The sequence below is a fragment of the Acinetobacter wanghuae genome, from assembly GCF_009557235.1.
Classification (GTDB): domain Bacteria; phylum Pseudomonadota; class Gammaproteobacteria; order Pseudomonadales; family Moraxellaceae; genus Acinetobacter; species Acinetobacter wanghuae.
In genome coordinates, this window is the sequence record NZ_CP045650.1 from 2,442,995 (window position 1) to 2,464,564 (window position 21,570).

A 21,570-nucleotide genomic window follows, 5' to 3' on the forward strand; every position below is an offset into this window, starting at 1 on the left:
AATTCCTATGGCACGCGTAACCGTTGAAGATTGTTTAGACCATGTAGACAACCGCTTTGAGCTTGTACTAGTGGCAAGCAAACGCGCGCGTCAATTGGCACGTCAAGGCATTGAACCAACTGTAGAATGGGACAATGACAAACCGACAGTTGTTGCTTTACGTGAAATCGCAATGGGTCATGTATCTAAAGATATTTTGAAACAACGCGATCAAGACTATCAAACGTCTAGTTTAGATCTTGCGCTTTCTGCAAATAATCTAAATTTAGATGGTTTTTCTTTCCAATAAGAAATAACCGCTCAAAAAAGCCTAGTTTTTAACTAGGCTTTTTTTATTGTCAGGCTTTTAACTTAGTGCGATAACGGTTATAACATTAGCTTGAATAATATCGTTTGTGTAATTTTTACTCCGTTTTTAGCTTAAAAAATTGACAAGCGATGCAATATGCATTTCATTAAAGCATTCACATATTCTTTGTAAAAAAATCTAGTTTTAAAGGTGTTTTATGCCAGGCCCACAGGTCAGCCAAGCCAAGCAACAGCTTAAAATCATTATTGACGCTTATCTCAATGAGAAAGACGTCGAGCGTGTACTTGCGGCCTGCGATTATGCCGATATGGCACATGATGGGATCACACGTAAAAGCGGTGAACCCTATGTCCTGCATCCCATTGCTGTCGCCTCTATTTTGGCACATATGCGGCTTGATACTGAAACGCTCATGGCTGCCCTGCTTCATGATGTCATTGAGGACACCGAATTTAACAAAGACGATATTACTGAAACCTTTAGTCGTACCGTTGCCGAACTAGTCGATGGCGTCACTAAACTCAGTCATTCAAGCGACAAAGAATTTAATAAAGCTGCGTCGTTCCGTAAAATCTTACAAGCCACTTTACAAGACCCACGTGTCATTATTGTGAAACTCGCAGACCGTTATCACAACATGACCACCCTTGAAGCTTTACGCCCCGATAAACGCGCGCGTATTGCTAAAGAAACCTTTGAAATTTTTGTACCGATGGCACGTCTCGTCGGTATGAATGAGATGGCAGATAATTTAGAACATCTGTGTTATCAAAATCTTGATTTAGATATGTATAACGATGTTCAGGCGGCTTTACTGCAAACCAAATCAAAACGTTGTGAATACCAAGCCATTTGGGAAAAGAAACTCAGCGACTTATTGGAACAGCATCGCCTACAAGGTCGGATTAAAAAGAAAGATAACAATATTGAGCTGCTGCGCCATTTTGTGAAAAATGACATTAATCTACAAGAACTCACCCACAGCCATGCATTTGAAATTATTTTACAAAGCATTGCCGACTGCGACCGTTTTGCAGAACTCTTAAAAGACAGCTTTAAAGTCCTCAATTTCCAAGATAATATTCGTCAGCCTTTACCTGGTGGCAACCAATCGCTCACCATGCGAATTAAAGGCGAAAAAACCACATTATCACTGACCATTCAAACTGAACTGATGCGTAAAGCGGCAAGATTTGGTTTAGTACTCGGTGAAAGTGCACCTCAAGCCTGTCGCTCTGCCATTCAAGCCTCAATGCAAAATTTAAACGTGTTGGTCGATGGCGAATGTGCCAAAACGACATTTAGCGAACTACTCGATTATTTGCATCAAGAAAAGATTTGGGTCTATACCCCACAAGGGCATTTGCATGAATTGCCTCAAGGGGCAACCGCAGTCGATTTTGCTTATTCAGCAAGTCTATTTTTAGGCAACCATGCAGTAGGTAGCAAGGTAGATGGCGAAATTAAACCGCTTTCGACACCGCTTGCGAGTGGTCAAGTCATTGAGATTATTACCGATGTTCTTGCAACACCGAACCCCGATTGGCTCAGTTTTATTAATACCCAAAAAGCGCGTCGCGCCATTCAGAATATTCTGCGCGACCAAGATCGTGATGAACAGCTTCTCGTCGGTCAACAAGCGTTAAATCGTGCGCTTAAATTGTTTAATCGTTCAATTAAAGATTTAAGCTTGAGTGATTGGGAAAATTTACTCAATTGGCGCCATATTCAAACCCAAGAACAACTCTTTGAACAGATTGCAGTCGGTGACTTACTTCCACAGCTGGTCGCAAATCATTTATTTGCCAATGACGAACACAGCAGCTCCGCTTCAAGCCGCTTAATTCAAGGTACAGAAGGCGCAGATGTCAAATATGCACATTGCTGTAATCCAGTTCTAGGTGATCCAATTCAAGGGCATTTAACCCGTCGTGGTTTAATTGTGCATCGTTCACGCTGTCATAATTTATTGCATGAGCAAAAACAGCATCCTGAAAATATTATGCCGCTGCATTGGACCACGGATGACAGCGAAGATATTAGCTTTACCGCTTATCTCTGTATTGACCTTGCCATGAATGATGAGCAAATTTCCGATTTGATCTATCAATGTCGTAAAGCCAAATCAGGCGTTGAGTCAGTGCGCAATTATGATGGCAAAACTTATGTCAATATTGTGGCGCATAACCGTAAGCAAATTGCGCAAATTATTCGTGACCTACGCATGAATTTTGGCTTCCCACGTATTGTCCGTTTAGCACAGCCCATTGTGATGCCAGAAGCGTCTAAAGCAAGTTAATCAGTTAAACCGATAATACTTTGCGATATTGATCTGATCTCATATGATGTAAGTGAATGATAAAAGGAGAAATTGATGTCCCGCCAAGTGATCCATACTGAAAATGCCCCTGCGGCAATTGGTACTTATTCTCAAGCAATTTTAGTTGGAGATACTTTGTATCTTTCAGGTCAAATTGGTTTAGACCCATATAGCATGGAATTGGTTGAAGGCATTGAAGCTCAAATTCGCCGTGTATTTGATAATCTAAAAGCCGTTTGTGAAGCAGCAGGTGGCACATTGGCTGATATTGCAAAACTCAATATCTTCTTAACAGATCTATCTCATTTCCAACTAGTCAATCAAATTATGGGCGAGTATTTTGCACAGCCCTATCCTGCACGTGCTGCGCTTGGTGTGGCGAGTCTACCCAAAGGTGCATTAGTGGAAATGGATGGTGTGGTTATTATTCATCAATAAGTTAATCAACTATATATTTCAATAAAACCTGAGCCAGATGAAAAGACATACTCACTTTTCCGCTCAGGTTTTATTTTGCCATCTAAAACATCGATGAGCTTAAAACCTTTTTTAAATGATTTTTATTGACAAACGATAATAGTTATCACTAATATTACCCATCTTATTTATTCACTGTGGTTCTCTCACATGTACGTTTGTTTGTGCCGTGGCATTACAGATCAAGACATTAAAGATGCGATTGCAAATGGTGCTGAATCTTATCGCGAAGTTCGCGATTTACTCGACTTAGGTACATGCTGTGGGCGTTGTGCTCCAGAAGCAAAAATGATCATCAGTGACGAAATTTCGCAGCTCGCAGCACGACTGGCTGTGGCGGCATAATCTAAGAATAAACATAAGCAAAAAACCAATGATTCTCGAATCATTCCTCCTCCCCCGCCTTTGACTCTGGCGGGTTTTTATTGCTTAAACTTTAAGGTTTTCAAAAGCCGCGATGCATGTGATTGCGATTTTCATTTGCTGTTCAATAAATTACTCGCCATCGGCTATGCACTTGCTTTAAGATAAGTTCAAGGTATCTTTCTTTAAAAGAAAGGTCGCAAGATTAAAATGGAGCTCAATGATGAAAGGCAATCGTGATGTGATTAATCAGCTGAATCAGGTGTTATATCACCACCTCACTGCCATTAATCAATATTTCCTACATTCGCGCATGTTCAATGATTGGGGCATCGAGCAACTCGGTTCGGCTGAATATAAAGAGTCGATTCGTCAGATGAAACATGCCGATAAAATTATTGAACGGGTGTTATTTTTAGAAGGTCTGCCGAATTTACAACACTTAGGCAAGCTCTATATTGGTCAGCATACTCAAGAAGTGCTGCAATGTGATATTCGCAAAGTGAATGAAAATATCGAAGCCTTACAAAAGGGAGTTGCCCTTGCTGAAACAGCAATGGACTACGTGACTCGTGATTTATTGCAAGAAATTTTAGAGAAAGAAGAAGAGTATTTAGATTGGGCAAGTACTCAACTTGATTTAGTCGCAAGTGTTGGCATTGAAAACTACATTCAAAGTCAGATCTAATATTTCCACCCCAACGAAAAAGCCAGCAGTATTGCTGGCTTTTTCGTACTGATATCTAATTTATCTTTTCGGCATTTCCGCAATCAAATCTTCGTAGCTCAATTGCATTTTTTGCACACGATCTAAGCGTAATAACTGATGCTTCGCTTGATCTTCATAGCCGTTATAAGCCAACAATTTGGCATATTTAATCAGATTATATTTAGTCGGATAACTCAAAATCAATTTTTCAATCTCATCCAATTCTGCTTTTGATACATCGCTATAAGCATTAAGACGAATCCAATCAATACGATGATTAAATTCAGTCAGCAGATAAATCGGACCCTGATCTTGAATACGTTCAGGTTGATGCTCATAACGCACCGTCTCTGCCATTTTGCTCACTGCCACATCATAATCACGATAAATCACAATCAGCAGCAAAAGCCCTATTCCAAACACAATCTTCATCGCAATTGGCGGCAGTGTGATTGTTTTTAAATCTTTCCGCTGCGCCAGCACCGTCCCAATAATAAAACCAACCGGCAATAAGAAATAAGCATAATTTTGCGGAAATTCAAACATGGCATGGGTGACAAAAGCGCCAATCATGAGCATCCCAATCACAGATTCAGGCGTGTTGACAAACTTCTGTAAGCGATAGCCCAAATAGCCGAAATATGCCAAAAATGGCACACCGACAATGATGCCATTCCACAGTAAAAAATCGAGAATAAAGTTATGCGCGCTGCGAATCCAAACAGGTCCTTCGACGGTATCTGAAATCGACACAAATGCACTACTGGTTTGATACCATCCATAGCCTAGCCAAGGTTTTGCTTCTACCGCGGCAAGCATTTGCTGCCAAATCGCGACACGTGACATATCCCCTGTCGCACGTGAGACCACGCTACGACTACGAATAACGTCTGCATCTGTAAACTGTGTCATCAATTGACTTAGGATCGGGAACAGCCAAATAAAGCCAATAAACACTGCAAGCCATAGCGCGCTATAAAACCATTTTAAGCGAAGCACTGCTCTATATTGGTAATAGCTCAAATATACTAAAATCAATAGCGCTGCGACCCAAGCAGTACGTGACTGACTTAAAGCAATGCCCATCACAATAATCAAACCGCCGAGCACCGACCACATTGTTTTTAACTTGCGTTGTTCATACAGATACAGTGTTGCCATCAGAGACATAATGAGGAATGTCGCCATATTATTCGGTTGGGCAAAGTTGGCAAACGGTCGTGTTGTGCCGCTAATATTGACCATACCCGGCAAGATAGCATCTAAATTTGACCATTGGCACAGCGCAATGAGTCCAGTCACCACGCCAGAAATAACAAAAACATAACTTAAGTAAGTAAAGGTTTGTTCCCTTTGATATTGCCCTTTTGAGAGTTGATAACCCAAGACACTCGCAAGCCAGAAACTAAAGATGAAAATAAAACCCATCATTGCGGTATTAAAGAAAAACACCTGTCCCATAAGCAATTGCAGCAGTGGTACACATGCAAGCAGCAGCAATGGCAAAATTACTGTTGGCAATTTGATTTTTTCTTTGAAGCAAATAGCCGCTAAAGCAAATAAGGCAAAAAATGCATATAGCTCACCTGTATAGGTCACCCAAGGGCGGTAATGGACAGGGATGAGCCATGCAAGGGAGATGAGTATGGCTGCGATGAGGGCAAGTGTGGCTTTCATGAATGTATCAATGCTTTTCAATATTGCACATGATAAGCAAAAAGCAGATTAAAAGGTAATCTGCTTTTTCCATTTTTTAGCAAATTAATTCCAAGGACGTAAATCGACTATCTTGAGTGGCTGACCATGTTTATCAAGTAATACAGTCATGTCTGTTTGATTCGCTTTTAGGGGCACATAGCCCGATGCCGTAGGCGTGCTATTGAAAATTTTCTCTACCGTAGACTTTTCATTATAATTATATAAAGAATCAAGATTTTTTATATAATTACCTTTAAGTAATATGTTTTGATCAAATTCAATATAACGGTCCGGCATTTGTGACAAAGATACTCCACCAAGGACTTCAGTAAATAAATCAGCTTGGCGTTTTTGAGGATCTTTCTGATTTTCAATCATTGCATATTGAGGTTTTAATAATGGGACATGATTGAATTTAGATTTTGCCTTGTCGATATGCTCTTCGAGAATCTCATTTTTTCGGACCAACTCAAAACGATCAACATTATAAACAATCCATGCAGGTCTACCTTGCTCAAGTGTAAATACGCCATACAATAAAGCTGAGATTTGAACCAAAATGATGATTGCTAGATCAAATTTTAACGATTTTTTATGCTCTTTATAGACCAACAATCCTAATAATGGACCGATAGTGATATCAACAATAAACAACATTAAAATAATAGTTGTTACACCCACAGATTTTGCAAGTGGTGCTGGATACCAAAACAGAAACACTAAGCCAAGTAATAATATTGCCACGACCAGTGATATAACTAAATGTTTAATAAAGAATTTCAAACGTTTAGACATAATTAATTACTTCGTATTTAATTGTGGTGTACTACTATTTTTTTCAAATAGTGATGAAAGACCATTTTCTTGACGAGTACTAATTTTAGACAAATCTTTAAATAATGCATTTTTATTATAAAGAGCATTGTATACATCAAGATAATAATTAGCTCTAACCATACTTCCATTAAAATAAAAAATTTGAGCCATTTTATACAAATTATATTCAGTTGGCTGGCTTTTCACATAATGCTCAAACAATTCCAAATTTGAATCAGGGTAATTATGATCTATTTTTGCAACAATAAAATCTGCTCGATCTGAAAACTGGGAAAATAACAGAGAATATTTATGCTGTAATTTTCCAGTATTTTCCATGCCAGATGCATAACCAAAATCACTCAGCCACTGATCATACTGTTTAAATATTAAAGCATAGAAACAAATGCAAATAAGAAAAATACATTGCTTTAATTTCTCATTAACTAAAAAATTTTTACAATTACAATCGATCAGTAATAAACCAATAAAGAAACCTAATGGAAATAAAAAATAGCTATAATACAAAGGAAACTCAAGCTGAGCATGCACCAATATACATAACATCATCATAAACACATATAGTTGTGGCAAACTATGAATACTTAAAAAAATTCGTTTTATAAGATACAAGCTATATCCAACAATTAAGAGGGCCAATGGAATGCCCACCCACAAAACTAAATCAATCATAATATTATGTGCGCTTGATAAATTCCCTTCATTTTTAAATAGAAGCACCCCTTCTAGCTGTGCGATTGTTGTTTGAAACCAACCATACCCTAACCATGGTTGTTGCATCGCGGCATAGTACATATGCTTCCACATTTCAATACGACCTAACCCACCATTTAGTCGTTCTTGCACTGGAATTGGCTTGACTAGATTTAGATATTCAGAAATTTCAGCATTGAATATCAAAATAAATAAATAGATAAATAGAGCAGTTAAAGCAATGTAAGGCGTTGATTTTTTTTTAAAATTATTTTTATTAACTATGCAAATAATAAAAAATACACATAAAATAATCCATGTCGTTCTCGATTGAGTTAATGCAAGTGCCCAAACCTCAAAAGGGAGGAGCAGAATTAAAAATATATTTTTAGACTTCATATGCTCATATAAAAACAGAAGACTACAAATACTGAGCATAAGCAATGTTGCCAAATGATTCGGCTGACCTAAATTTGCATAAGGTCGATTATGACTTAAATTTAAGATATAAGGATGAGAAATTTGCAACCATTGCGCAATGGCGAATAGACTACTGATCAATCCAATAAGCGTAAAAAAATACGCAATATATTGAATAATTTTATTTTTATCAGCCAAGTGATGGCTATTATAGCCATATAAAACAGTGGCTACAAAAGCAAAAATGAAAATGAAACTAAAAAATGCCGTAGAAAAATAATACACCTGTCCAAAGCTAAATTGAACTAAAGGAATGAGACATATACAAAGAATAGGAATAGTAATTTTAGGCAGTTTAACTTCTTTTTTATAAAATAAGCCAAGAGATAAAACTAAGCCTAAAAACCACAAAAAATCTTGCGAGGATGAAGTCCATGGAAAGACTGACAAACATATAAAGTAAGATAATCCAAAACAAAGTAAAATCGTAAAAATTATAATATTCATTGTCATTTCATTCATAAAAAAAGCTGACCGAAGTCAGCTTTTTAATACCTTCAGATTAGAAAGTACCTGCTGTTTGAGGAACACGGCATGTTGCTGGTAAATATTTTTGTTTATCAGCATTACCAACTAAACCACATGACCATGATTTGATAAGAGCATTTGTTGCTGCATCACCACCTGTTTGATTATTACCAGTGCCAGAAACGGCTGTAATACTTAAAGGAACCTGACCAGCAGCATCTGATGTTGGTGTCATATGAATTTGTAAACCACTTGCACCTTTTAAAGAAGCATCTTTAGTTAAGGTCACACGAATTTGACCAACAATATTACCTGTTTTAGAAACTACAATTTCTTGTACGTATTTCGTTGCTGGAGTACCAGATGCTGAACCTTGCTCACATCCCCATGTATTTGTACCTGATGGAATAGTACCAGCGTCTACAGCTTCGGTTACCGCTGTACGACATGAAGACGCAGCTAAAATACCTTCAGATACTTTTGCACGAACTGTATAGTCTTGGTAAGCTGGAAGTGCAACTGCAGCAAGAATACCGATGATCGCTACCACGATCATTAATTCGATAAGGGTAAAACCCTTTTGAACTGATTTCATAACATTCTCCACAAATGTTTTATGTTTATTTATAAGCTTAATTGTTAAAGCTATTTATATTTAGCATCTAACGTGCCAACTTTTATTATAGTAATTTTGAGAGAAAAAACAGCACTTTAAAAAAATATTTTTTAATTTGTAATTTTTAAGTTTCATTTTGTGTAACTAAGTGACAAAAATTGTCAGTTTTAAGACCTTATTCACCCGAGTATAATCGGTTGATTACTAATCTCATTGTCTAAATCTTGAATTTTCCGATCATAGTAGGCATCTAATACCTTTCCAATTTCAAAAATACCATCAACCAAAGCTTCTTTATATTTTTTATCTGAAAGTTGTTGAAGAATATTTTGGCAAATTCCATCCCAAATTTCTTGTGTTGTGGCATTTCGAATACCACGATCAATCACAATTTCGACTTTTCGCTCGCATAGGTTTAAGTAAAGCAATACACCACTGTTATATTCGGTGTCCCATGTACCTAGTTCAGCAAAGAGTTGACGAGCGCGACTTAAGGTATCGTGCTGATAAGCAATGGCCGCAGGTAAACAGGCTTCAATCACGACTTGAATTTCTCCGACATGACCATGCTCGGCTTCTGCCACCGCTTGCGCAATGGCATGTTGATCTTGCTTAGAGTAAAAACGTTTTGCCGAAGGGATATGACAAACATGCTTGAGCCAGCGTTTAAAACTGGGTTGATGTTGCTCAATAATTTTTGCTTGCGTGACAATATCTGTTGAATCTGTTGTTGTTACCATGAGCCTGAAGCACCTCCCCCGCCAAAACCGCCACCGCCTCCACCGAAGCCGCCGCCAAAACCACCACGTCCACTACCGCCACCGCGCCCACCACCTGATAAAAAGGCTTGGAAGATGAGTTGGGCAATAGACGTGACCAATAAGAAAAATACACCTGCGCCAATGAGCAAGCTTGCCACTAAGCCCATTCCATTGACCAGTCCTGCGGCAGTACCCGCAACAGCAGCCGTAGATGCACTGAGTTTTTTACCAAAAATGAAAGATGCAATGACACCTGCAACCACAATAAATAACACCGAGCTTAAAGTCGATTGGGTGGCTTTGTGTGATTGATAGGCTTGTTCTTGGCGTTCTTTCAGTTCATCTGCAGCTTGGGCAGCAATCTCGGGATCTAAAGTTAAAATCCGTTCAATTTCAGCTAAGCCTGCATCAATCCCTTGTGCATACTGCGCTTGCTTAAAGTAAGGCGTAATTTTGTCATTAATAATCCGACTTGCCACAATATCAGGAATCACGCCTTCTAAACCATAACCGGTCAGAATTTGAATACGACGGTCATTAATGGCAATGGTCATAAGCAACCCATTATCGCGTTTGGCTGAACCCAATCCCCATGCTTCGGCAACACGCATCGAATAACCAAAGATATCCTCTTGACCTGTGGTGGGAACAATCACAACACCAACTTGACCTTTTCCCGCATTATGCAAATTTAAAATACGTTGGCTGATCTGTTGTTTTTCAGTGGCAGTGAGTAAATTCGCTTGGTCAATGACAGGTGCATTTAAACTCGGCAAATCACGCTGAGTCTGCCCTTCTGCCATATCATTAGCAATGTTCGGTTGTTGAACTTGCGCTTCGGCTGCCGCGGTCTGAGACGGTGTCGCTTCCTTTTGTTTATTTAAAATTTCACGCGCAACAATGACTTCTTCAATGTCTTGATCTGTCGCTGTGGCAGTCTCTGCCCATAAATAGCTGCTAAACAGACTGCTCCAGAATAACAGCACGACGGCTGCTATTTTTAGCGCTCGATTTTTCATTGCAGAAGCCCCAATGTTATTCAATTAGTTAAATGACACTGTTGGTGCTTTCTGTGCACTTTGCTCCGCACTAAAGTTTTGTTTGGTGTCCATACCAATCACTTTTGCGGTCATCACTTGTGGGAACTGACGCGCATAAGAGTTAAAGTCTTGAACCGTTGTAATATAACGATTACGTGCCACTGCAATGCGGTTCTCTGTACCTTCAAGTTGAACTTGCAAATCACGGAACTGTTCATTGGCTTTTAAATCAGGATAATTTTCAGTCACTGCCAACAAGCGTGACAATGCGCCCGTCATTTGTGATTGTGCTTCTTGGTATTTTTGGAATAACGCAGGATCCTCTAAAACGGCCTTATCTACTTTTAAGCCGGCAACATTGGCACGCGCTTCGGTGACTTCAGTCAACACTTGCTCTTCATGCGCTGCATACCCTTTCACCACATTGACCAAATTAGGCACCAAGTCTGCACGACGTTGATATTGATTTTGTACTTCAGACCAAGATGCTGTCACCGCTTCATCTTTGACTTGCAAGGTATTGTAGCCACAACCACTTAAAGTCAACGTACTGGTTAACGCCAAAGCCAATAGCGATTTTTTTAAATTATTCATTTTGAGTACCTCATGATTCTATTTATATCTGTTTAGATTGATTCTAATCATTTTTATGCAACTGTTTGTTATTTTTTAATAATCAAATCTATTTTTTATTGTGTGTCCGTACTAAAAAATATCGACTTAACTCAGTAACATTGGCTGAGATGTGTCATCAAACGCTTCAAGGTGATATTCGGTTGCCATCCGTGTTTTCCACATTTGTAAAACCTCTGAATAATCGATGTGTGAAGGATGAAAGCCTGTTTTGTAATATGCCAAATATTCAGGTGCAGATTGAAGCATCATTTTGGCCAATAAATAAAAACCAAACAGATTGCCACCTATTTTTGGCAGACTTTTCTTTATATCTTGTAAAAATAAACGACTGGCTGAGTAGAAAGTGAGACTGGCAAACCCCGTCGTCACGCTACGCATGATCAGACGGCGTACAGCATCATCACCATAGACATGCTGATACACATCAAATGCGACCGAGCGATGTTCGATTTCTTCAATCGCATGCCAGACCCAAAGTTTCATCGCATCTTCATCGAGCGTACTTAAAATTTCAGGATGCTTCAAAATATAGCCCCCGAGCAATGCGGTAAAATGCTCAAAAGCACAGGTAATGGCAAGTTGATATTTGGGATCTAGACTTTTTACATGATGCTCTTTACGTGCAAGCCACGCTTGAAACCGCTCCAACTGATAATCATCACGTCTCCAAGCAGCGTTAAATTCGCTATGTGCTTTTGAATGCATGGCTTCTTGACCAATAAAAGCCGCGATTTCAGCTTGAAGTTTTGGATCGGTTACACGGTCACGCACATTACGCACGCTATGTACAAAAAATTGCTCACCAATCGGAAATGTTGAAGATAGCCCTGTTAGTAAATGCGACATCACAGGTGAATTGGCAAAATAATGCCGTTTGATGGCTTTCGGATTAAATTTAAGTTTACGTACAGTAATGCCAATGGCTTTAGGACGATTTAAATAAGACTTGGCTGTGCTCACATGGCTCATGCTGCAACTTCCATAAAAATAGAGATATTGAACATTATGTGAATAGAGTCACCTTTTCCCTATGGCAAAAATGCTGCGTTGATAGGCAAAAAGATTCAATTTAATTCTGTTTCATGATTTTTAGCTGCTGAAATACGCGTCGAATCGATGATGAATTCTTATTTTTATGATTATCCATAACGCTCCTCTACAAAGAAGCAATTAGTGAAAAACCCGCCGAGGCGGGTTTTAAAAAGTTGAATCAGATGTATTAGATATCTAAATAATCCAAGATACCTTCAGCTGCTTGGCGACCTTCCCAAATCGCAGTCACCACAAGATCTGAACCGCGCACCATATCACCACCGGCGAAAATCTTCGGATTTGAGGTTTGGAATTTATATTGTTGCTGCTCTGCTGCAACCACACGTCCAGAGCCATCAAGATTAATGTTCGCACCGCCAAACCACTCGGCTGGACTGGTACGGAAACCAAATGCCAGTAACACAGCATCCGCAGGTAGAATTTCTTCAGAACCCGGAATAGGTTCAGGGCTACGACGACCACGACTGTCAGGCTCACCCAACTGTGTGGTAATGACTTTCACGCCTGTGACTTTGCCATTTTCACCGACAATTTCGATCGGTTGACGGTTGAATTGGAATTCAACCCCTTCTTCCTTGGCATTTTTGACTTCACGACGCGAACCTGGCATGTTTTCTTCGTCACGGCGGTAAGCACAAGTGACAGACGTTGCACCTTGACGAATGGAAGTACGGTTACAGTCCATCGCGGTATCACCACCACCTAGCACAATCACTTTTTTACCTTCAACAGAAATGTATTCTGATGGATCTTTTTCCCAACCTTGCGTACGGTTGACATTGGCAATCAAGAAATCAAGTGCATCATAAACACCGTCTAAGTCTTCACCTGCAAAGCCACCTTTCATATAGGTATATGTACCCATACCCATAAACACGGCATCATAATCTGCAAGCAATTGCTCGATGGTGATATCTGTGCCAATTTCAGTATTCAGACGGAATTCAACCCCCATGCCTGAGAAAATCTCACGACGGCGTTTCATTACGTCTTTTTCCATTTTGAATTCTGGAATACCAAACGTCAGTAAGCCGCCAATTTCAGGACGTTTATCAAATACGACGGGTTTTACTCCTGCACGGACCAAAATATCCGCACAGCCAAGACCTGCAGGCCCTGCACCGATAATTGCGACTTTTTTATCAGTCCATTTCACGCCTGACATATCTGGACGCCAGCCCAATGCGAAAGCAGTATCATTAATATATTTTTCAGCATTACCAATCGTCACAGCACCAAAGCCATCGTTCAAGGTACATGCACCTTCACATAAACGATCTTGTGGACACACACGACCACAGACTTCAGGCAAGGTATTGGTTTGATGGCACAATTCAGCCGCTTGGAATAAACGACCCTCAGATACCAGTTTTAACCAGTTTGGAATGTAGTTATGAACTGGGCATTTCCATTCGCAATAGGGATTACCACAACCCAAACAACGATGGGTTTGATTTGCTGCAATTTCCGCTGTAAACGGTTTATAAATTTCCACAAACTCTGCTTTGCGGACATCAATCTCTTTTTTCTCTGGATCTTGGCGTGCTACATCCAGGAATTGAAAGTCATTATTCAGGCGTTCAGCCATGTCTCTCTCCGTGGGTAGATGTAAGGTCTCGCTGCCTTACATCTGCCTTCATTTCTGCAGTAGTGGAATTATTGTGGATCAGCTTGAGTGGTTTTTAACAGCGTTTGTAAGTTCGCGGCTTTTGGTTTCACCAACCAGAACTTACGACTGTAGAAATCAAACTCGTTGCGGATTTTGTACGCCCAAGCACTACCTGTTTCTTGAATATGTTCATCTAAGATACGACCCAAGAACGATTTATGTTCTTCCATCGCTTCTGTCGAAATACGATTCAGCTCAATCAATTCATGGTTGTAATGATCGACAAAGTCATTATCTAAATCAAGTACATAAGCAAAACCGCCTGTCATACCTGCACCGAAGTTATGTCCAACTTTACCGAGCACAGTCACAATACCACCGGTCATATATTCACAGCAATGGTCGCCTGCACCTTCAATCACCGCGAAAGCACCTGAGTTACGTACTGCAAAACGTTCGCCTGCAGTTCCAGCAGCAAAGAGCTTACCGCCTGTTGCACCATACAAGCATGTGTTCCCAATAATTGCCGTATTTTGAGTTTGGAACGGTGAACCTTTTGGTGGGAAGATTGAAATTCTTCCGCCTGCCATACCTTTACCCACATAGTCATTGGCATCGCCTTCAAGTTTGATATGCAAACCACCTGCATTCCAAACCCCGAGCGACTGACCTGCTGTACCATTCAAATTCACTTTGACTGGATGGGCTTCCATGCTCAAGTTGCCATAACGACGTGCAATTTCACCTGAAAGGCGCGCACCAATTGAACGGTCACAGTTACCAATGCTGAAGTAGTATTCACCACCGGTGCCTTCTTCAATGGCAGGTAAAATTTCAGCCACCATTTTTTCAGCCAACACGCCTTTATCAAACGGTGCATTGCCTTCTACTTGGCAATACTGTGCTTTACCTTCCGCAGCAGGATGCGACTCAAGGAGTTTACTTAAATCTAAATGCCCATGCTTTTCAGTTTCACCCGGTAAAACTTCAAGTAAATCGGTACGACCAATCAAATCTTTTAAGCTTGATACACCAAGTGCTGCCAACCATTCACGGGTTTCTTCCGCAATAAAGGTGAAGAAGTTAATCAGCATTTGTGGCTCGCCAATGTAATGCTCTTGACGAAGATGATCTTGCTGCGTTGCGACACCAGTTGCACAGTTATTTAAGTGACAGATGCGTAGATATTTACAACCGAGTGCAATCATTGGCGTTGAGCCAAAGCCAAAGCTTTCAGCACCCAAAATCGCAGCTTTCACCACATCTAGACCCGTTTTCAAACCGCCATCGGTTTGTACACGGACTTTGCCACGCAAGTCATTCACACGAAGTGCTTGATGTGCTTCGCTTAAACCCAATTCCCACGGTGAACCCGCATGGTGAATTGAGGATAACGGAGATGCTGCTGTACCACCGTCATAACCTGAAATGGTAATAAAGTCAGCATAGGCTTTTGCCACACCGGCAGCAATCGTCCCCACACCCGGTTCAGATACGAGTTTTACCGACACCATCGCTTGAGGATTGACTTGTTTTAAGTCAAAGATCAATTGTGATAAATCTTCAATCGAATAAATATCATGATGCGGTGGTGGTGAAATTAAAGTTACGCCCGGTACTGAGTAACGTAAACGTGCAATTAAGCCATTCACTTTACCACCTGGCAACTGACCACCTTCACCCGGTTTTGCACCTTGCGCGACTTTAATCTGCAATACTTCAGCAGAAGTTAAGTACGCTGGTGTTACACCGAAACGACCCGATGCAATTTGTTTAATTTTCGAGTTACGAATCGTGCCGTAACGCGCAGGATCTTCGCCGCCCTCACCTGAATTTGAACGACCACCAATGGTGTTCATGGCAATTGCAATCGCTTCATGCGCTTCTGGTGACAATGCACCGAGAGACATACCCGCAGAGTCAAAACGTGGCAGAATATCTTCTACAGATTCGACTTGCTCAACTGGAATTGAATTCTCAGTTTTAAGTTTAAATAGATCACGAATCGTCGCGATTGGACGGGTATTCACCAACTCTGCATATTCTTTAAAGTCAGCGTAGTTACCTGAACGCACGGCTTTGTGTAGCGAATTAATCACATCTGGGTTAAATGCGTGATATTCCTTACCGAACACAAATTTCAGCAAACCACCTTGATCAATCGGCTTACGATTTTTCCACGCAATATCTGCCAATTGTTTTTGATCATTTTCAAGATCTACAAAAGTTGCGCCTTGAATACGACTTGGTACACCTGCAAAACATGTATCAACCACTTCATTGGATAAACCAACAGCTTCGAAAAGCTGACCGCCACGATACGAAGCAACCGTTGAAATACCCATTTTTGATAAGACTTTGAGTAAGCCTTTTTCAATGCCTTTACGGAAATTATTTTGGGCATAAATTGGGTCACCCAATAACTCGCCTTTTGCGATTAAATCATTAATCACATCATAGGCAAGATATGGATAGATTGCTGTTGCACCAAAGCCAAGTAAGACCGCAAATTGATGCGCATCGCGGGCAAAGCCTGTTTCAATCACTAAGTTTGCGTCGGTACGTAAACCTGCATTCATCAAATGATGATGAACTGCACCTGTCACCATAAAGGCATTGGCAGGCAAGTAACCTTCACGAATTTTTTTATCAGACAGTACTAATAGAGTTTTGCCATCACGAATCGCTTGCGCGGATTCTTCACAAATACGTGTAATTGCGGCTTGCAGACCTTCAGTTTCCGCATAGTTCAGATCAATATCGGCAATTTCATAACCCGCCCGACCCAAAGTACGAATCTGATGCATTTTTGAATTAGACAAGACTGGGCTAGAAACAATTAAGCGATCTGCGTGTTCAGGACCTTGTTCAAACACATTCTGTTCACGACCAAAACAGGTTTCCAACGACATCACAATCGATTCACGTAATGGATCGATCGGTGGATTGGTTACCTGTGCAAACTGCTGACGGAAGTAATCGGATACATGACGTACTTGACGAGATAACACCGCCATTGGCGTATCATCCCCCATTGAACCAACCGCTTCTTGACCACTTTCAGCAATGGGGCGTAACAATTGATCACGCTCTTCAAAGGTAACCATGAACATTTTTTGTGCCGCTTTCAAGGCGTCATTTTTTAAGCCTTGATCACATAAATATTCTTCAAGTTCTGGGCTACCTTGAACGCGCACAGAGTTCTCACGTAACCATTGACGATATGGACGCATGCGTTTGAGATGATTGCTCACATCACTGGTATCGAGTACTTTTCCAGTTTGCGTATCGACAACAAGGATCTGACCCGGACCGACACGACCTTTAGAAACGACATCTTCAGGTTCATAGCCCCAAACACCAATTTCAGATGCGAGGGTGATGTAACCATTTTTGGTAATCACCCAGCGCGCAGGACGTAAACCATTACGATCGAGCATACAAATGGCATGTCGACCATCTTGAATCACAAGTCCAGCAGGACCATCCCACGCTTCCATATGCTTAGAGTTAAATTCGTAGAATGCACGTAAATCTGCATCTAAAGTTTCGACATTTTGCCATGCAGGTGGCACGAGCATACGCAGTGCACGGAATAAATCCATGCCACCACCGACCAAAATCTCAAGCATATTGTCTAAGCTCGATGAATCCGAACCGGTACGGTTGACGATTGGATTCAGCTCAGTTAAACCTGGCAATAATGGGTTTTCAAATTTTGGTGTACGTGCGACTGCCCAATTACGGTTTGCTGTAATGGTATTGATTTCACCATTGTGCGCGACATAGCGGAATGGTTGCGCTAAAGGCCAACGCGGCAAAGTATTGGTCGAGAAACGTTGATGGAACACGACAATATGCGATTCTAAACGCTCATCCGCCAGATCTGTATAGAAGTCAGCAATGGCTGCTGGCATCATCAAACCTTTATAGCTAATCACTGTTGAACATAAAGTGGTGACATAAAAAGAAGCATCATTCACCAATAATTGTTCTGCACGACGGCGTGCCATGAACAACTTACGGTTAAATTCAACTTCAGTCACCCCAATTGGGCAATTCACAATAATTTGTTCAAATGCAGGTAAAGATTGCATCGCGATTGAACCCAATGCATCGTTATTGGTTGGCACGACACGCCAAGCAATAACTTTACAGCCTTCCGCTTCAATTTCTTTCGCAAGTACTTGCTTTGCATGTGCTGCAACAGCAGGATCTAAACTTAAAAATACCGTACCGACAGCAAATACTTCACTGAGGGTAATATCACTCAGTCGTTTCGCTTCTTCACGGAAAAATGCTTTTGGCATCGCCAATAAAAGACCACAACCATCTCCGGTTTTGCCATCTGCGGCAATACCACCACGGTGGGTCATACAACTTAAACTATGAATCGCGGTCTTGACCAAGTGATGGCTTGCATCACCTTGCATGTGGGCAATTAAGCCAAAACCACAGTTATCTTTAAACTCATCGGGTTGATATAAACCTTGAGTGGGAGCTACATTGTTCGGCGATGGCATGTGCATAGCGTACCCTTCTTTTTACAAAGCCCTAAAGGGCAATAAAACAATAGAAATTTTTCTTTGAAATGGTGTGTACAGTGACTCGCAGGAATTCTCAACGAGCAAAAATCATCATGATGGTATTTGACCGAGCTGTTGCAGTTTAAATCGCATAATTATTCAACCTTATTTTGATTGGTTTATACGCAGTATACTCAACAAAACAGACAATTCACCCCCAATATTGAATGATTTTTGCGCCAAAATAGGGAGATTCATTCATTTCATGCACCAATAAAGCAAATTTTGTGCCAACTTAAGCACTATTATTTATAGGGCTTGCTAGCCCATGCATTTGTGATGCTCAATATTATTATTCTTCATCTTTGATAGAAAATTGCACCAAATAGGCACACTTATTTTTTAAGCAAAGTAATGTGTGCGCTATTTTAGATCTTATTAATTAAATGGATCATGAATCTCAGTCGGTTGTACACGATTATGATGAGGTTGCGGCTTAGCCACTGGCGTTTCTACTGTTGTTTCAGATTGCTGCACATCGACGACATTTCCGCCTTCATCACGGCGAGTAATCGTGGTCTTGGTTGAAGGGGTGCGTACGATATTGGCTTGAGCTGCTTGTTGAGCACGTTTCGCTGCGAGTGCTTCATCCACTTGAGGTAAGGGTACATTTTTCAGTACCACTTCATATTTTTTCTGATTGGTCGTCAGTTCATCAGAACCTAAATTATCGACGAGTTTTTCAAAACTTTTTAAAGACACCACACTCGGTTTAATCGATGCGGGCAACCCCATATTCAATGTGCTTAGATTTTGTTTTGCTTCAACTTCTGAGGAATATAAACCGTATAACAGTACATATTGTTCTGGCACATTTTCACCCGCCACACGCAAATAGACAAAATCCTTACGATCGAGTTGTTTCTTCAAAAAGCCTTTTAAAATGGCTTCATCTTTGACACGAAAGACTTCAATCGCAAATGATCTTTGATGGTCATTCACATATTTGGTGCCACGAAATTCAGCCTCATGATTGACGTTCACAACCGTACGTTTGTTCAAATTAAGCGGATGAACTTCATCATTGAGTGCACCAAGGTGGTTCATTGAAGCAACTTTCTCAGGTTGAATTTGCAATTCAACTTCAGTTTCAGCATTTTTGCTGACTTCAACAAGTTCGTCTTTATCCGTAATTGCCCAAAACACCAAGGCAACAAAAAGACAGCCCACCCCACAGACCAGCCAGAAATAATGCTGAATCTTTTGCCATGGGGTACGTAGAGCTGTCATTGAGTATTAACCTATTGCTGATTTGCTAAAATGGCGTGTTGCATGGCTTCGACATCAAAGTCTTTGGTAATGATCGCTTGACCTATTTTTTTCAATAAAATCAGGCGTAATTGACCATTCAAAACTTTTTTATCATGCGACATAAATGCCAAGAATTCATCTAATGGGATTTTAGGACAAATAATGGGTAATTGGGCACGGGAAATGATTTTTTTTGTACGTTCAAGCTCAGCTTCTGAAATCCAGCCCATACGCTGTGACAAATCAGCTGCCATGACCATGCCTGTTGCCACCGCTTCGCCATGCAACCATTCGCCATAACCTAAATATGACTCAATGGCATGACCGAAGGTATGTCCTAAATTCAGTAACGCGCGTTCACCTTGCTCTTTTTCATCATTAGCGACAATACGAGCTTTATGCGCACATGAACGATAGACCGCTTCCGCAAGTAAGCTTTCATCGCGCGCAATCAAACCGTCCATATGGGCTTCAAGCCAAACCAAGAATTCTTCATCACACAGCAATGCATACTTAATGACTTCTGCAAGACCTGCAGAGAGTTCTCGGTCAGGTAACGTCGCCAGTTGTGACATATCTGCCAAAACCACTTGGGGCTGCTGAAAAGCACCAATCATATTTTTACCCAATGGGTGATTAATGCCTGTTTTCCCCCCTACACTTGAATCAACCTGAGAGAGTAAGGTCGTTGGCACTTGAATAAAGTACACACCACGTTGGAAACAGGCTGATGCAAAACCAGCCATATCACCAATGACTCCACCACCCAAAGCTAGCACCGTACAATCACGGTTAAACCCAGCTTGCAGCAATGCATCAAAAATAAGATTGAGGTGCTCAATATTTTTATATTTTTCACCATCGGGCAAAATGCACGTCGCCACATTTTTACCCAATGTGAGCAAGGCATCTTGATAATGGGTTAAATAAAGTGGTGCAACCGTCTCATTACTGACAATCATGACTTGTTTACCCAAAATATAAGGCTCAAGTAATTGCTTAGGATCGAGTTGACTACCAATAAAAATAGGATAACGACGATCACCCAGTTCTACGTATAAGGTTTGCATGCTTAATTAACCACTTTATTCAACAGAGCTTATTGTTTAGATAAAATTAAATTGAGAATACGCTGTGCTAAATCACGAGCAGCACCTTGATTGGTCTCAATAATATGATGGGCGATTTCACGATAGAGTGGATCACGGATCGCGAGTAAATCACGTAATTTTTGTTCAGGATTCTCGACCTGTAACAATGGACGATTTTTATCTCGATAGGTACGCTGTAACTGAATTTCAACAGGCGTAAATAAATAAACAACGATGCCACGTTGATGTAGAAACTCACGATTGGGAGCTTGAGTCACCGCACCACCACCTGTGGCTAATACCAGCTGTGGTCGTAAGGTTAACTCATCAATCACTGCAGTTTCACGACCTCTAAATCCATGCTCACCTTCTTTTTCAAAGATCCATGGAATCGTAGCTCCTGTTTTACGTTCAATTTCATGATCACTATCTAGAAATTCACGCCCTAACAGTTCTGCTAAATGTCGTCCAACTGTTGTTTTCCCCGCCCCCATCGGACCTACCAAATAGATATTTGGTAGGGTGTCAAACTCTTTGCTTGGCAAGGAGTCACCTATTCATCTTGTTAATTT

At 40.7% G+C, this 21,570-nt stretch carries 18 protein-coding genes; 5 read left to right on the forward strand and 13 right to left on the reverse strand.

Features of this window, described 5'->3' with window-relative positions:
- The first annotated feature begins 7 nt into the window (after positions 1 to 7).
- From rpoZ to bfr, 5 genes are all read left to right on the forward strand, one after another.
- Positions 8 to 289, forward strand: a complete 282-nt coding sequence (gene rpoZ / locus GFH30_RS11705) for a DNA-directed RNA polymerase subunit omega (protein WP_053579438.1) — start codon at positions 8 to 10, stop codon at positions 287 to 289.
- A gap of 217 nt (positions 290 to 506) precedes the next feature.
- Entirely contained in the window at positions 507 to 2,609 is a 2,103-nt protein-coding gene (locus GFH30_RS11710) for a RelA/SpoT family protein (RefSeq protein ID WP_153372807.1), read from the forward strand.
- 75 nt (positions 2,610 to 2,684) lie between these two features.
- On the forward strand, positions 2,685 to 3,068 hold the full coding sequence (locus GFH30_RS11715; RefSeq protein ID WP_153372808.1) for a RidA family protein: 384 nt from the start codon (positions 2,685 to 2,687) through the stop codon (positions 3,066 to 3,068).
- Positions 3,069 to 3,257: 189 nt separating this feature from the next.
- Positions 3,258 to 3,452: a bacterioferritin-associated ferredoxin gene (locus GFH30_RS11720; RefSeq protein ID WP_153372809.1), complete on the forward strand. Its 195-nt coding sequence runs from the start codon at positions 3,258 to 3,260 to the stop codon at positions 3,450 to 3,452.
- Positions 3,453 to 3,693: 241 nt separating this feature from the next.
- The gene (gene bfr, locus GFH30_RS11725) at positions 3,694 to 4,158 is read left to right on the forward strand and encodes a heteropolymeric bacterioferritin subunit Bfr (RefSeq protein WP_153373464.1); all 465 of its coding nucleotides are present in this window, start codon (positions 3,694 to 3,696) and stop codon (positions 4,156 to 4,158) included.
- A gap of 60 nt (positions 4,159 to 4,218) precedes the next feature.
- Here bfr and GFH30_RS11730 read toward each other — a convergent pair whose 3' ends face one another.
- From GFH30_RS11730 to aroK, 13 genes are all read right to left on the reverse strand, one after another.
- Positions 4,219 to 5,856 (reverse strand): PglL family O-oligosaccharyltransferase, encoded by a 1,638-nt coding sequence (locus tag GFH30_RS11730; RefSeq protein WP_153372810.1) that lies wholly within the window; start codon positions 5,854 to 5,856, stop codon positions 4,219 to 4,221.
- Between the two features lie 84 nt (positions 5,857 to 5,940).
- Positions 5,941 to 6,672: a TfpX/TfpZ family type IV pilin accessory protein gene (tfpZ, locus tag GFH30_RS11735; RefSeq protein WP_153372811.1), complete on the reverse strand. Its 732-nt coding sequence runs from the start codon at positions 6,670 to 6,672 to the stop codon at positions 5,941 to 5,943.
- Positions 6,673 to 6,678: 6 nt separating this feature from the next.
- Positions 6,679 to 8,334 carry an O-antigen ligase family protein gene (locus GFH30_RS11740; RefSeq protein WP_153372812.1) on the reverse strand — a complete coding sequence of 552 codons (1,656 nt, stop codon included), beginning with the start codon at positions 8,332 to 8,334 and terminating at the stop codon, positions 6,679 to 6,681.
- Positions 8,335 to 8,389: 55 nt separating this feature from the next.
- A complete protein-coding gene (locus GFH30_RS11745) occupies positions 8,390 to 8,950 on the reverse strand; it encodes a pilin (RefSeq protein WP_153372813.1) in 561 nt (186 codons plus the stop codon).
- Between the two features lie 200 nt (positions 8,951 to 9,150).
- On the reverse strand, positions 9,151 to 9,711 hold the full coding sequence (locus tag GFH30_RS11750) for a TPM domain-containing protein (RefSeq protein WP_153372814.1): 561 nt from the start codon (positions 9,709 to 9,711) through the stop codon (positions 9,151 to 9,153).
- Positions 9,705 to 10,751: a TPM domain-containing protein gene (locus tag GFH30_RS11755; RefSeq protein WP_153372815.1), complete on the reverse strand. Its 1,047-nt coding sequence runs from the start codon at positions 10,749 to 10,751 to the stop codon at positions 9,705 to 9,707. The genes GFH30_RS11750 and GFH30_RS11755 overlap by 7 nt, the downstream gene beginning before the upstream one ends.
- 24 nt (positions 10,752 to 10,775) lie before the next feature.
- Positions 10,776 to 11,366, reverse strand: coding sequence for a LemA family protein (locus GFH30_RS11760; RefSeq protein WP_153372816.1), 591 nt, complete (start codon positions 11,364 to 11,366; stop codon positions 10,776 to 10,778).
- Between the two features lie 126 nt (positions 11,367 to 11,492).
- On the reverse strand, positions 11,493 to 12,377 hold the full coding sequence (locus tag GFH30_RS11765) for a metal-dependent hydrolase (RefSeq protein ID WP_153372817.1): 885 nt from the start codon (positions 12,375 to 12,377) through the stop codon (positions 11,493 to 11,495).
- Between the two features lie 250 nt (positions 12,378 to 12,627).
- Positions 12,628 to 14,049 (reverse strand): FAD-dependent oxidoreductase, encoded by a 1,422-nt coding sequence (locus tag GFH30_RS11770; RefSeq protein ID WP_153372818.1) that lies wholly within the window; start codon positions 14,047 to 14,049, stop codon positions 12,628 to 12,630.
- Positions 14,050 to 14,117: 68 nt separating this feature from the next.
- Positions 14,118 to 18,593: a glutamate synthase large subunit gene (gene gltB / locus GFH30_RS11775; protein ID WP_153373466.1), complete on the reverse strand. Its 4,476-nt coding sequence runs from the start codon at positions 18,591 to 18,593 to the stop codon at positions 14,118 to 14,120.
- A 441-nt stretch (positions 18,594 to 19,034) separates the two neighbouring features.
- Positions 19,035 to 19,886 (reverse strand): hypothetical protein, encoded by an 852-nt coding sequence (locus GFH30_RS11780; RefSeq protein ID WP_153372819.1) that lies wholly within the window; start codon positions 19,884 to 19,886, stop codon positions 19,035 to 19,037.
- A gap of 11 nt (positions 19,887 to 19,897) precedes the next feature.
- A complete protein-coding gene (gene aroB / locus GFH30_RS11785) occupies positions 19,898 to 20,977 on the reverse strand; it encodes a 3-dehydroquinate synthase (protein ID WP_153372821.1) in 1,080 nt (359 codons plus the stop codon).
- Between the two features lie 29 nt (positions 20,978 to 21,006).
- On the reverse strand, positions 21,007 to 21,543 hold the full coding sequence (aroK, locus tag GFH30_RS11790; protein ID WP_153372823.1) for a shikimate kinase AroK: 537 nt from the start codon (positions 21,541 to 21,543) through the stop codon (positions 21,007 to 21,009).
- Positions 21,544 to 21,570: the final 27 nt, after the last annotated feature.

Coding starts and splice junctions, on each gene's coding strand:
- rpoZ (WP_053579438.1), top strand. CDS start 8: ATGGCACGCGTAACCGTTGAAGATTGTTTAGACCATGTAGACAACCGC.
- GFH30_RS11710 (WP_153372807.1), top strand. CDS start 507: ATGCCAGGCCCACAGGTCAGCCAAGCCAAGCAACAGCTTAAAATCATT.
- GFH30_RS11715 (WP_153372808.1), top strand. CDS start 2,685: ATGTCCCGCCAAGTGATCCATACTGAAAATGCCCCTGCGGCAATTGGT.
- GFH30_RS11720 (WP_153372809.1), top strand. CDS start 3,258: ATGTACGTTTGTTTGTGCCGTGGCATTACAGATCAAGACATTAAAGAT.
- bfr (WP_153373464.1), top strand. CDS start 3,694: ATGAAAGGCAATCGTGATGTGATTAATCAGCTGAATCAGGTGTTATAT.
- GFH30_RS11730 (WP_153372810.1), bottom strand. CDS start 5,856: ATGAAAGCCACACTTGCCCTCATCGCAGCCATACTCATCTCCCTTGCA.
- tfpZ (WP_153372811.1), bottom strand. CDS start 6,672: ATGTCTAAACGTTTGAAATTCTTTATTAAACATTTAGTTATATCACTG.
- GFH30_RS11740 (WP_153372812.1), bottom strand. CDS start 8,334: ATGAATATTATAATTTTTACGATTTTACTTTGTTTTGGATTATCTTAC.
- GFH30_RS11745 (WP_153372813.1), bottom strand. CDS start 8,950: ATGAAATCAGTTCAAAAGGGTTTTACCCTTATCGAATTAATGATCGTG.
- GFH30_RS11750 (WP_153372814.1), bottom strand. CDS start 9,711: ATGGTAACAACAACAGATTCAACAGATATTGTCACGCAAGCAAAAATT.
- GFH30_RS11755 (WP_153372815.1), bottom strand. CDS start 10,751: ATGAAAAATCGAGCGCTAAAAATAGCAGCCGTCGTGCTGTTATTCTGG.
- GFH30_RS11760 (WP_153372816.1), bottom strand. CDS start 11,366: ATGAATAATTTAAAAAAATCGCTATTGGCTTTGGCGTTAACCAGTACG.
- GFH30_RS11765 (WP_153372817.1), bottom strand. CDS start 12,377: ATGAGCCATGTGAGCACAGCCAAGTCTTATTTAAATCGTCCTAAAGCC.
- GFH30_RS11770 (WP_153372818.1), bottom strand. CDS start 14,049: ATGGCTGAACGCCTGAATAATGACTTTCAATTCCTGGATGTAGCACGC.
- gltB (WP_153373466.1), bottom strand. CDS start 18,593: ATGCCATCGCCGAACAATGTAGCTCCCACTCAAGGTTTATATCAACCC.
- GFH30_RS11780 (WP_153372819.1), bottom strand. CDS start 19,886: ATGACAGCTCTACGTACCCCATGGCAAAAGATTCAGCATTATTTCTGG.
- aroB (WP_153372821.1), bottom strand. CDS start 20,977: ATGCAAACCTTATACGTAGAACTGGGTGATCGTCGTTATCCTATTTTT.